This is a genomic window from Nocardiopsis sp. iso_186, assembly GCF_056173365.1.
Map to the genome: position 1 here is coordinate 3,139,605 of NZ_CM149670.1, position 11,800 is coordinate 3,151,404.

Annotated in this window: 10 protein-coding genes and 1 CRISPR repeat array; of the genes, 9 read left to right on the plus strand and 1 reads right to left on the minus strand. The window is 66.4% G+C overall.

Annotated elements, in window-relative coordinates; translation table 11 throughout:
* Positions 1-2 precede the first annotated feature (2 nt).
* From AC0VYP_RS13850 to hisG, 9 genes are all read left to right on the plus strand, one after another.
* On the plus strand, positions 3-674 hold the full coding sequence (locus AC0VYP_RS13850; protein ID WP_475470027.1) for a type I-E CRISPR-associated protein Cse2/CasB: 672 nt from the start codon (positions 3-5) through the stop codon (positions 672-674).
* Positions 675-744: 70 nt separating this feature from the next.
* Positions 745-2,004 carry a type I-E CRISPR-associated protein Cas7/Cse4/CasC gene (cas7e, locus tag AC0VYP_RS13855; protein WP_475470029.1) on the plus strand — a complete coding sequence of 420 codons (1,260 nt, stop codon included), beginning with the start codon at positions 745-747 and terminating at the stop codon, positions 2,002-2,004.
* On the plus strand, positions 2,001-2,780 hold the full coding sequence (gene cas5e, locus AC0VYP_RS13860; protein WP_475470030.1) for a type I-E CRISPR-associated protein Cas5/CasD: 780 nt from the start codon (positions 2,001-2,003) through the stop codon (positions 2,778-2,780). The genes cas7e and cas5e overlap by 4 nt, the downstream gene beginning before the upstream one ends.
* The gene (gene cas6e / locus AC0VYP_RS13865; RefSeq protein WP_475470032.1) at positions 2,777-3,436 is read left to right on the plus strand and encodes a type I-E CRISPR-associated protein Cas6/Cse3/CasE; all 660 of its coding nucleotides are present in this window, start codon (positions 2,777-2,779) and stop codon (positions 3,434-3,436) included. Before cas5e ends, cas6e begins: the two co-directional genes overlap by 4 nt.
* A gap of 2 nt (positions 3,437-3,438) precedes the next feature.
* Positions 3,439-4,389: a type I-E CRISPR-associated endonuclease Cas1e gene (cas1e, locus tag AC0VYP_RS13870; protein ID WP_285760114.1), complete on the plus strand. Its 951-nt coding sequence runs from the start codon at positions 3,439-3,441 to the stop codon at positions 4,387-4,389.
* Positions 4,390-4,710, plus strand: coding sequence for a type I-E CRISPR-associated endoribonuclease Cas2e (cas2e, locus tag AC0VYP_RS13875; protein WP_475470034.1), 321 nt, complete (start codon positions 4,390-4,392; stop codon positions 4,708-4,710). It abuts the gene before it with no gap.
* A gap of 28 nt (positions 4,711-4,738) precedes the next feature.
* Positions 4,739-7,572: direct repeats of the CRISPR family, unit length 28 nt; unit sequence GTGCTCCCCGCACACGCGGGGGTTGGTC.
* 974 nt (positions 7,573-8,546) lie between these two features.
* On the plus strand, positions 8,547-9,062 hold the full coding sequence (locus AC0VYP_RS13880; RefSeq protein ID WP_475474367.1) for a hypothetical protein: 516 nt from the start codon (positions 8,547-8,549) through the stop codon (positions 9,060-9,062).
* Entirely contained in the window at positions 8,974-9,222 is a 249-nt protein-coding gene (locus tag AC0VYP_RS13885) for a transposase (RefSeq protein WP_475474256.1), read from the plus strand. Before AC0VYP_RS13880 ends, AC0VYP_RS13885 begins: the two co-directional genes overlap by 89 nt.
* Before the next feature lie 221 nt (positions 9,223-9,443).
* Positions 9,444-10,295 carry an ATP phosphoribosyltransferase gene (gene hisG / locus AC0VYP_RS13890; RefSeq protein WP_475470036.1) on the plus strand — a complete coding sequence of 284 codons (852 nt, stop codon included), beginning with the start codon at positions 9,444-9,446 and terminating at the stop codon, positions 10,293-10,295.
* 485 nt (positions 10,296-10,780) lie between these two features.
* On the opposite strand, the gene AC0VYP_RS13895 is transcribed toward hisG, so the two are convergent.
* Entirely contained in the window at positions 10,781-11,785 is a 1,005-nt protein-coding gene (locus tag AC0VYP_RS13895) for an FkbO/Hyg5 family chorismatase (RefSeq protein ID WP_475470038.1), read from the minus strand.
* Positions 11,786-11,800 lie beyond the last annotated feature (15 nt).

Genomic DNA, 11,800 nt, shown 5'->3' on the forward strand with positions numbered 1-11,800 from the left:
CCATGACCACACCACTTGCCGATACGCGTTATCGGCTGAGCGAACAGACTCTGCGTGACTTCGCCAAGGAGTTCACCGAGCTGGCGGCCTTCAACGCCTCAGCCCGCGGCGATCTGCGCACTGCGGTGCGTGCTGATCGCACCGACGCTGTTCGCGCTCAGCGCTACCTGATCAGTTGGATGCACGACGAGTTGGGCGGTCTTCCCTCACCCCACGTGCAGGCGTCGCTGTACACCACGGCCGGTCTCATCGCGCATTTCCACAGTGCCCCGACCCTGCTCGAACGCTATGACCGGCACCTGGAGCAAGAGAAGGAAAAGGAGGAGGAGAAGAGCGAGGAGGAGGGGTTTCCTGCGTGGGTTCCCCGCCTGGACCTGGGACTGGCCCTGGGCGAGGTGCAACGCGCCCAGGAAGCCCGCCGCTCTGAGAGGCCCTCCTCGGAATCCGTCGGCCTCTCACCCATGGAGAAGAGGCTGCAACACCTGTGCCGCTGCGACGACGAGCGGCTACGCCGGTACCTCTTCTCGGCGCTCTCCTACCTGAACTCCGCCGGCGCGGTCCTTCCTGCGTGGTGGCAGCTGGCAGACGATCTTCGCTTCCGCGTCTACCAGCGCAACAAAGTCGCCCTGTATTGGCAGCAGTCCTTCATTTTCGCGCCCCCATGGCGCCGATGACCACACCACCGGTTTTCACCGGCGAGCACACCACCACCTCTTCATTCAACCGAAAGCGAGCACACTCCTGATGAACCCGCGTTTTCTCGACATCCACGTCCTGCAGGCCATGCCCCTCTCCAACCTCAACCGCGACGACCTGGGAGCCCCCAAGGAACTCTCCTTCGGGGGGAAGACACGGATGCGCGTGTCGAGCCAGTGCTACAAACGTGCCACGCGAACCACGTTGAAGGACCTCTCCACCGACGGCCTGTTCGACTTCGGCGACCGTTCCCGCGCCCACGGGCGTTCCATCATCACCGAGCTGCAAGGCCGGGGCTGGGACGAGAAGGCAGCCAGCATCGCCGCACGCGACGTCTTCTCCACCATGGACAAAACCGAGGAAGCCGCTGCGGCCGAAGAGGCCAAGCCCAAGCGCGGCCGCACCAAACCCAAGGCCGAAGAGGTCGAAGGCAGCAAACTGCTGACCAACGTGTTGCTGTTCCTCAACACCAGCGACATCGCACGCCTGGCCGACCTCGCCGAGCAGCATCGCGACGCTTATGAGAATGCCGCAGCCGAAGGAAAAACCAAGACCGAGACCGCGCAGATCAGCTCCAAGGAACTCATCAAGACCCTCAAGGCCGGAACCGGCGCTGGCCTTGCCCTGTTCGGCCGCATGATCGCGGCACTGCCCGAAGGCAACATCGACGGTGCCGTGCAGGTCGCCCATGCCTTCACGACCCACGAGGCCAAACTCGAAGTCAACTACTTCACCGCCGTGGACGACCTGCTCACCGGCACCGGCAAGGAAAGCGGAAGCGCGCACCTGGGAACCGCCGAGTACGCCAGCGGCGTCTTCTACCGCTACGCCACCATCGACATCGCCGAACTCACCCGCAGCCTCGGCGACGAGAAGGCAGCTCTCACCCTCGCGGGTCTCTTCACCCAGGCCTTCGCACTCGCCGTCCCCTCGGGCAAGCGCACCTCCACCGCCCCCCACACCCTCCCCACACTGGTCTACACCGCGGCTCGTACTGACCGCCCCGTCAGCCTCGCCGCAGCGTTTGAAGCCCCGGTTCGCCCCAACCAACACGGCCACCTCGACACCAGCCTCAAGGCGCTGGGAGAACACCTGGCCGGCCTGGACGGCTTCCTCGGCACCGAAGGACGCCTCTGGCACGCCCACTCCGCAATGCTCAGCACCCAGAAAATGCAGGACTCCCTTTCCCGGGACACCTCCGCGAGTTCCGCCGACACCTCCGCAAATACCCACGTGTCGGCCGACGTCTTCGGGGACCGCCTGACCCTGCCGGCCTTGACCGAGCGAATCAGCGCGGGCGCGAAGTGACCGAACGAACCCTCGCGCTCTTGCTGACCGGCCCCTTGCAGTCTTGGGGCTGCAGGTCGTCGTTCAACTACCGTGACACCCAGGACCACCCAACGCTGTCGGGGATCTTGGGGTTGTTGGCCTCCGCCTCAGGAATTACTCGTGATGAGCCTTTGCCCGAGGAATGGTCGGGCCTGAGCATGCTCATCCGCGTTGACCGCGCCGGCACCCCCCTCACCGACTACCACCTCATCGGTGGGGGCTACCCGGCGGCCGAACGGATGATCACCGCCGAGAAGTCACGCCGGGCACACGCTGTCATCACTGAACGCGACTACCTCAGTGATGCCGCTTTCACCGTCTACCTCCAAGGGCCCGCTGAGGTGACCGAGGAACTGGCGCGAGCACTCAAAGCACCGCACTGGTCGCCCTACCTGGGCAGGCGCGCCTGCCCGCCATCCCTGCCGGTGCTTCTTGGAACCGTCGGCGAGAAGAAAGAGGAGATCGCCGCGCGTCTGCCCCTCTACCGGGCCGGCCGCAAAAAAGCAGCCGGAGGGAAACCAGCCGTGTTGCGCGTTGACGCCTACCGCGACGCCCGCTCCTCTGCTCGGGAAGAGGACGACATGCCGGTCAACCGTTGGGCCCGCGACGTACCCACCGGCAGCGACCCCGAGAACCGCTCTTTCAGTGAGCGGCCGGTCAACGAGTTCCCGCTCGAATTCACCACAGACGACTGCGCAGGCATCGGCATCGCCGCTTACACCACGATCGTCACCGCACTGAAGGAAGCAGCGTGAGCGACCCGCAAGAACTCTGGCTCACCCAGATCGTCTTTCCCACCGCCTCGGTGGGACGCTTCCTGCGCGACGCCAGGAAAACGCACCAGATGATCATGGGGATGTTTCCCGACGACCTCGGCGTCCACCCCCGCCGTGCATGCGGGGCGCTGTACCGCATCGAGCCCACTGAGCGTCAAGTCGTGATCCTCGTGCAGTCCACGATCGAACCTAAAACGAAGAAATTCGCGCACAGCCGCACGCTCTCACTCGCCCCGTTACTCGACCGGCTCACCGAAGGCGCGACCGTGCGCTACCGGATCGCCGCCAACCCCATCAAGTCGGCCAAGACACCGGGGGACCGCTCACGCGGCCAGCGCAAAGCCCTGCACGGCCACCATGCCGAGGAGTGGTGGGAGCGCAAAGCCCACGAGGCGGGCCTGCACCTGACTCTCACCCGCAGCCGCCGCTACGACTTCGCCGCGGCCCCTCCAACCGAGGAACCTCCCGAAACGGACGACAAAAAACCCGACCGTCTTCTGCACCACGGAGTCCGCTTCGAAGGACTCGCCGAAATCACCGACCCCAAGGCGCTCACAACCGCCATCGTCAACGGAATCGGTCGAGGAAAAGCCCACGGGCTCGGCCTGCTCTCAATCATTCCCCAGGAGACCTGACCATGGTCCGCCGCTTACCCAAAACCCTGGGAGCGCCCTCGGTCATCGCGCTCCCCCGAGTCATCGACCGATTGAGCTTCCTCTACCTCGACACCGTCAAAATCCAAGCCGACCGCAACGGCGTGTGCGCCATGGTCGAATTCGACGGAGAAACCGAGCGGGTCTACCTGCCCAGTGCGGGCATCGCCTGCATCCTCCTTGGACCGGGCACCTCCACGACCCACGAGGCCATCTCCAAACTCACTCGTGACGGAACCACCATCATCTATGTCGGAGACGCCGGTGTGCGGTGTTATTCGGCGTTCCTCAACGACAGCACAACCACTCGTCTCCTCGACCGCCAAATCGAGATCGTCTCCGACCCACAGCGCCATCTCGACGCCGCGCGCCGTCTCTACGGCATGCGCTACGACGAGCCCCTCCCTGAGGAACTCACACTGGACCGGCTTCGCGGTCTGGAGGGGCGGCGGATGAAAGCGCTGTACCGCACACTCGCCCAGCAGCACAAAATTCCCAGCTTCAAACGCAGCTACGACCCCAACGACTGGGAGTCCCAGGACCCGGTGAACATGGCGCTCACCTGTGCCAACATGACCCTCTACGCCATGGCGACCGCCGTCCTGCTCAGCCTGGGGGCATCGCCGGCCATCGGCATCCTCCACCACGGCCAGCAACGCGCGTTCGCCTTGGACATCGCTGATCTGTACAAAGCAAAAGTCTCGGCACCTCTGGCATTCTCACTTCACAAAAGTCTCCATCCAGACCGGCAGGTCCGGCACCGGATGCGTGAAGATTTCCGCCTCCTGAACCTGATACCGAGCATGGTTGAAAACGTCTACAAAGTATTGGACCTCCCACACAAAAAGCAGTCAGAACCCGCTGACATCGTCAACCTCTGGGACCCCGACGGCGCTGTCCCCTCGGGGGTCAACTACAGCAAAGTGGACTGGTAGATGGCTGGCGGGTTTGTCGCTATCGCCACTACAGCCATCGTGGATGGAACCCGCGGCGCGCTGACTCGATGGATGGTCGAGCCCGCGCCCGGGGTCTACGTCGGGACACTCACAGAACGCGTGTGGAAAGAGCTGTGGGGTGGTCTTTGTTCGTCGATTGATGCTCAAGGCGGGTGGGCCGTGTTGATCCACAACGCTCCAACCGAACAAGGGTTCAGCGTCCTCACCCATGGAGAAGGGATAAGGCGACCTCGCGAAATCGACGGATTTGCATTAATTGGGTGGCCTTTGTCTGAATCTCTTGAGGTTAAAAATCTATAACGGCCCACATTGTTGCAGGTCGCGAAGGGTGCTCCCCGCACACGCGGGGGTTGGTCCGCGTCCAGGAGCCGGTCCCCCGGGGTCATCCCGTGCTCCCCGCACACGCGGGGGTTGGTCCAGCTACGCCGCGCACACGGGCAGGAACCCGAGGTGCTCCCCGCACACGCGGGGGTTGGTCCCGGTTTGTCAACCCCTGCAACCGCTTGCATTGGTGCTCCCCGCACACGCGGGGGTTGGTCCGCGGCCCTGCCCATCCTGACGTTCGCCCGGCAGTGCTCCCCGCACACGCGGGGGTTGGTCCGACGGCGACCACACCGTGAACCTGGCGGGCACGTGCTCCCCGCACACGCGGGGGTTGGTCCCGTGGCGGTTCGCGGCGGTTCGCAGCAGACCAGTGCTCCCCGCACACGCGGGGGTTGGTCTCCCGTGGCTGCATCACGGTATTCCCAAATCAGTGCTCCCCGCACACGCGGGGGTTGGTCCTTTCTGGCTCTGGATGACACCTTCGTCTTCGCGTGCTCCCCGCACACGCGGGGGTTGGTCCGTCCCAGTCCGCCTCCAGCTCGCTCCTGACTAGTGCTCCCCGCACACGCGGGGGTTGGTCAGCATGTCTCATCTCTCTGTGAAGTAGGGGCCCGTGCTCCCCGCACACGCGGGGGTTGGTCCCATGTCCTTCTCTTTTTCCTTGTCTTCCTCCCGTGCTCCCCGCACACGCGGGGGTTGGTCCTAATCCACGCGTCTTCGAGCTTGTCGAGCGAAGTGCTCCCCGCACACGCGGGGGTTGGTCCCGCCGCGGCGCGAACTTCTGGAGTGAACGGGCGTGCTCCCCGCACACGCGGGGGTTGGTCCGCGACGCGGCCCGTAGGGAGCGCGACCAGGCGGTGCTCCCCGCACACGCGGGGGTTGGTCCGGCCACAATCGGGCCGCTCAGGCTCAAGCCGCGTGCTCCCCGCACACGCGGGGGTTGGTCCGACCCCGAACTGATCGACGAATGCCCCAACTGGTGCTCCCCGCACACGCGGGGGTTGGTCGTCCGGGTCGTACTACACGCCGCGCGTCCTCGTGTGCTCCCCGCACACGCGGGGGTTGGTCCGCCGCTATGGCGTCCATCCCGGCGGGGAGGTTGTGCTCCCCGCACACGCGGGGGTTGGTCCAACGGGAGCGGGCGTCTCGCCGGGGGCGGCCGGTGCTCCCCGCACACGCGGGGGTTGGTCCGCGACCTGTTCGCTGACCTCGCCCTTGGCGACGTGCTCCCCGCACACGCGGGGGTTGGTCGGACCCACATGAGTACACCCCCCGACGACGACCGGTGCTCTCCGCACACGCGGGGGTTGGTCGGACCCACATGAGTACACCCCCCGACGACGACCGGTGCTCCCCGCACACGCGGGGGTTGGTCATGAGCACCTGGCTATCCGGATCACCGCCCCGACGGTGCTCCCCGCACACGCGGGGGTTGGTCGAGCGCCACATCAGCTGTGCGGCGGGTTCCTGAGTGCTCCCCGCACACGCGGGGGTTGGTCCATGGGCACCTCGGTGACCAGCCAGTTGGGGACGTGCTCCCCGCACACGCGGGGGTTGGTCCGTCACGTCTACGTCTTCGGGTACGCGCCCGCGGTGCTCCCCGCACACGCGGGGGTTGGTCCCCACTCCTCGAATGGCTCATCGATGCGTCCCCGTGCTCCCCGCGCACGCGAGGGTTGGTCTGACGGCGATGACGATCCACCAGCAAGACAGTGGTGCTCCCCGCACACGCGGGGGTTGGTCCGCCGGAGTCGCCGGTCAGAGCGCCACCGGCGGGTGCTCCCCGCACACGCGGGGGTTGGTCCAAGGGCGGTGGCTCTCCGTAGGACGATCGGCCGTGCTCCCCGCACACGCGGGGGTTGGTCTCCCTCATCGCACTGGGCTCCAGCCGGTGGATCGTGCTCCCCGCACACGCGGGGGTTGGTCCGTGCGTTTGACGCGGTGGATACTTGCCATGCGGTGCTCCCCGCACACGCGGGGGTTGGTCCTACACCCCATCCCATGGCCGCCGCTCGATACAGTGCTCCCCGCACACGCGGGGGTTGGTCGGTGAACTGTCCGGCGTCAACCTCGGTCGGGGCGTGCTCCCCGCACACGCGGGGGTTGGTCGGTGAACTGTCCGGCGTCAACCTCGGTCGGGGCGTGCTCCCCGCACACGCGGGGGTTGGTCCGCGGGAACCGGGCCGCCCCCGGTCCTCACGTGGTGCTCCCCGCACACGCGGGGGTTGGTCCGGGGGGCTTTCTTCCTGGGATGGTGCTGTGAGTGCTCCCCGCACACGCGGGGGTTGGTCCGCAACAGCCTCGGCGCGCTCGGCCTCGACCTGGTGCTCCCCGCACACGCGGGGGTTGGTCCGCGGTTCGCGCTGCCTGGATCAGGGCCTCTCGGTGCTCCCCGCACACGCGGGGGTTGGGCCAGTCCCCCTCATAGAGCTAGCCAGTGGGGGGTGCTCCCCGCACACGCGGGGGTTGGTCCGCGGTTCGCGCTGCCTGGATCAGGGCCTCTCGGTGCTCCCCGCACACGCGGGGGTTGGGCCAGTCCCCCTCATAGAGCTAGCCAGTGGGGGGTGCTCCCCGCACACGCGGGGGTTGGTCCATGCCGTTGCCGGAGACCCGGGGCGGGAAAACCAGTGCTCCCCGCACACGCGGGGGTTGGTCCATGCCGTTGCCGGAGACCCGGGGCGCGGACCTGTGCTCCCCGCACACGCGGGGGTTGGTCCGTGGGCATCACGTACAGAGTCACCTCTACCGGGCGCTCCCCGCACACGCGGGGGTTGGTCCGTGTCGTGGGACCCGGTGGCGGGGCGCACCGAGTGCTCCCCGCACACGCGGGGGTGGCTACGTCGGTGTTTTATGGGGTTCTGGCGCGGTTTTTGTGAAGCGGTCACACAACGTAACGGTCATCAGTGATTATCAGGAACCCTCCGCGCTGATCGTGTTCCCTCGGCAGGGTCCAATCCCATGGACGAGGTCTGCGCATGGATTGCCCGGGCACTGTTTCCCGAAGCCATCGACATCACGGGCACCAACGTGGAGACCACGGAGAATGGGATGTCCATCGAGGCGAGAACAGCGGGTGACGGTGCTTGCTGCCCGGCCTGTTCCCAGTGGTCACAACGGGTGCATGGCTCCTACTGGCGTCATCCCGCCGACCACCCGCCGCCGGATCACCGGTGCGCCTTCGCCTTAGGGTCCGCCGGTTTCTGTGCCCGAACCCCGGATGCGGTCGGCGGACCTTCGTCGAACAGGTGCCAGGCCTGACCCGCCGACGCAGCCGCTGGACCGAGCGGCTGCGCCCGGTACTGGCCGCGACCGGGCTCGCCCTGGCCGGCCGCGCCGCCGCCCGCCTCCTTTGCGGCCACCTGGCGATCCCGGCCAGCCGGAGCACCCTGGTGCGGCAGGTGGCCGCCCTCGATGACCCCGAACCGTCAAAGGTCCGCGTGATCGGCGTGGATGAGTTCGCCCTGCGCAAAGGGCATGTCTACGGAACAGTCCTGGTCAACGTCGAAACCCGCCGCCTGTGGATCTGCTGTCCGACCGAGAGGCGGCCACGGCCGCAGCCTGGCTCCAAGAGCACCCTGATATCGAGGTCCTGTGCCGGGACCGGGCCGCGTTCTACGCGGAGGCCGTCGAACGCTGCGTCTCCGACCACAGGACCGAGCTGCGCCCCGCGTCCTCAACGGCTCAGGAGGAGGCCCCTGAAGCCGAACCCGCGGTCGAACCCGCACCCGCCCCGCTCCGCCGGGCACCGCCACGCCAACCGGGTGTGCGAGACCCACGCCGCCGTCCACGACCTGCGCTCCAAAGGCCACAGCATGAGGTCGATCCAACGCCAGCTCCGGATGGGCGCCAGCACCGTAGTCCGCTACGCCCACGCCGCGACCCGCGAGGAACTGCTCCGCAGGCCGTGCCAGGAGCATTCGAGCCGGGTCAACCCCTTCAAGCCCTACCTCGACCAGCGCTGGGACCAGGAGGGATGCACCAACGCCTGGAAGCTCTTCGAGGAGATCAAGGAGCTGGGCTACCCCGGCGGTTACTCCATGGTGCGCGCCTACCTGTACCCCAAGCGCATCCGAGCCCAGCCGGCCGAGCCGCGACCGCCCCGGGTGCGCAAGGTCGCCGGGTGGATCATGACACCCCCGGATGCCCTGAGCGAGGAGGACCGCATGCCACCTCAAGGAACTGTCCGAGGGGTGCCCGGAGCTGGGGACGCTGGCCTTACTCGTGCGCTTCTTCGGACAGATGCTCACCCGACGGGAAGGGCACCGCCTGGAGGCATGGCTCAACGAGGTGCGTGGATCGGGGCTGCGTGCGCTGCGGGTGTTCACTGAAGGGCTGATACGCGGCCAGGACGCGGTGCGGGCCGGGTTGAGCCTGCCGTGGAGTTCCGGCCCGGTCGAGGGCAACGTCAACCGCATCAAGATGCTGAAGCGGCAGATGTACGGCCGGGCCGGGTTCGCTCTGCTGCGTAAGCGGGTGCTGCTCGCCTGAAAACCATCACGCTTTGTGACCATTCCACAGAAAAAGCGCCAGAACCAGCACTGACGAACAGGACCAAGCGCGGGCGCGCGGTGGTGGACCACATCGCCGCGTTGACGGAACCCCAAGTGATCGAGCAGCACCGCGCCCTAATGCGGTAAGGGCCTGACCTGGTGTGCAAGGGTCTGGGACCATGGAATCTCCAGCCACGTGACAATCAGTAAGGGCTTCTCATGCTGCGCATCGCCATCCCCAACAAGGGTTCGCTGAGCGATTCGGCGGCCAGGATGCTCCATGAGGCCGGCTACCGGCTACGCACCGAATCCAAAGAACTGGTGGTCGTCAACGAGGCCAACGGGGTGGAGTTCTTCTACCTGCGTCCTCGCGACATAGCCACCTATGTCGGGTCCGGACAGCTCGACATCGGCATCACCGGGCGCGATCTGCTGCTGGATTCAGCGGCCCCGGCCGAAGAGGTACTGAAGCTGGGGTTCGCCCGCTCCACGTTCCGCTTCGCCGGTGTGCCCGGATCTGCCGGCAGCGTCAACGACCTGGCAGGCATGACCATCGCCACCTCCTACCCCGGGGTGGTCGCCAAACACCTGGCCGAACACGGCGTGGAAGCGGCCGGGATCGTGCGCCTGGACGGCGCGGTCGAGACCTCCCTGCGGTTGGGTGTCGCCCAGGTCATCGCCGACGTCGTCGAGACCGGTGCGACCCTGGCCCACCTGGGGTTGGAGGTCATCGGAGAGCCCATCATGCACTCCGAGGCCATCATCATCCGCCCCTTCGGGGCCGACGCCTCCCACCCGCCTGCCCAGCGCTTCCTGCGCCGCATGCAAAGCGTTCTGGTCGCCCGCGGTTACGTGATGGTCGATTACGACATCGCCGCCCGCCACCTCGACAAGGCGATGGCGTTGACTCCCGGCCTGGAGTCACCGACCATCTCTCCCCTGCACCGGGAAGGGTGGTCGGCCGTGCGGTCGATGGTCCCCGCCGACAAGGCGCACACGGTCATGGACGAGCTGGCGGCCGTGGGCGCCCGCGCCATCTTGGCCACCCGCATCCACGCCTGCCGTATCTGAACGCGGCTACGGGTACTCCAGAAAGGAACGCACAGGTCGCGCCGTTTCGAACGGAGTTCGGGGCCAGTCCTGTCCGGGGCCGACCGGTCCGATTCGGCTCCGGCCTTCGTGGCCGCTTTGCTCACCTGCCGTCCGGCAGCCCGGCCCCGAGTGTACTGACACCTTGAATCCCTCACCGTTTTTCGAACGGGGTGTGCGGGGCTGTCATGAAACCGATCTTGAGTGGCCCGGAAATGACCTTCTGCCGCTCGCTTCGGAACGGGCGCGATCGTTGTGGGAAAAGGAGCCCTACGCTCAAGCCCCGTGGAAGCAGGCCGGCAGGGTCGGGCCCAGCGAAGTGCCGCCGGGCCCCGCCCCGGGTCGCCCGAGGCGGGGGCCGGGCTGGACAGACCGGCCCCCGCCAAAAGGATGGCTGTGACAACAGCTATGGCTTGAGCAACCCTCGATTCCGCGGCCGGAGGAGAGGTCGTTTCTCTTCGGCTTTGTCAGGGCCCAACCGGCTGCATGATCGCTTCGATCTCCACGAGAAGGTCTGATCGGCAGATGTCCACGGGAAAATAGGCGACATCGGCACCGGCGGGCAGATAGCCACCCAAAAGGTCTCTCACTTTCGGCAGATCGGCGTCGTGGCGTACATAGACCTTGCTGCTGCGGATCGCGGCCAATCCGAAGGTTCCCGGTACACCGTGCTTCAGAAGGTTCTCCGGGGAGACCAGACCGGCGATGTTCTCCATTGACGTGTGCACCTGCGCCTGAAGGTCTCCGATGTTGACACTCTGGTGGCCGCGGATGGAGGCGGTTCCCGAAACGTAGATGGTTCCTGCTTCTTCCTGCGCGGAACCGGGCAAGAACGAAGCCCGGGCGAATTGCGGTGCCCGGGGCCCGTACCGATCCGGATAGCTGTATGCCGAGATCTGCACCGGATTCTCGATGTTGGTGACACCTTGGCGGCTGGTGGCCAGAAGGTAGAACCAGACACCGCGCTCCCGTGCTCCGATGCCCGTGGCCGCGGGTGCCTGCGTCACGTCCAGGGCCTGTTCGTCGAAGGCCAGTGCCCGGCCCAGGCAGAAGTCCCGGTACACCTCCAAACCTTGGTGGTTGTTCCCGTTGATCTCACCGATCGAGTTCCACATCCGAAAGATCGTCGGATACCCCAACTGCTCGAGTACGTCGAAAGCCCTCGAATAGGCGTTGAACACCGGGCGCCGGTACTCGTCCTGATACGGAACGTACGCCGCGCAGAGCACCGTGTTTTTGTCGTGTGCGTAGTAGACGCCGCCGAGCTCACCGGACTCGACTTCTCCCGTAGCGGGCCAGATCTCGTCGAAACCGGTTGCGGGTGATGCGGACATCGGCAGGTCGAGGGCCAGGGAACCGTTCTCGATCCGGGGTGCGGTTGCGGTTGCGGTGTAGCGAATCATCCCGAGCCGACGGTACGCGGTGTTGGGAGTGGCGCTTGCCGGTTCAGCCGGTTTCCAGACAGGCAGCATCGCAATATCTCCAGA